The organism is Bacteroides caecigallinarum, assembly GCF_021530995.1.
In the GTDB taxonomy this organism is placed as follows: domain Bacteria; phylum Bacteroidota; class Bacteroidia; order Bacteroidales; family Bacteroidaceae; genus Phocaeicola; species Phocaeicola faecigallinarum.
The window spans coordinates 1-255 of record NZ_JADYTF010000364.1; the positions used below are offsets into that span (position 1 = coordinate 1).

A 255-nucleotide genomic window follows, 5' to 3' on the forward strand; every position below is an offset into this window, starting at 1 on the left:
GAGCAGCGGAAGATGAACTATTCGCCAAAAGCTACCGCAACCCAGCCAAGAACATAGACGATTGTGTCACATACATTCTGAACTATGTGCAGAAAAGCGGTTGCAACGGCTTTTCAGACGGAGAGATATACGGACAAGCCATTCACTATTACGATGAAAACGAGATTGAAGTAGGCAAGCCTATACAATGTCAAGTAGTTGTAAACCATGTGGTGGAACTGACAGAAGAGGAAAAGCAGGAAGCAAGAAGAAAGG

The 255-nt window shown here is 44.3% G+C and carries 1 protein-coding gene; it reads left to right on the forward strand.

Annotated features, from left to right (window positions below):
- On the forward strand, nucleotides 1-255 hold a 255-nt coding region (locus I6E24_RS17690; RefSeq protein ID WP_235329873.1), incomplete at both ends, for a PcfK-like family protein.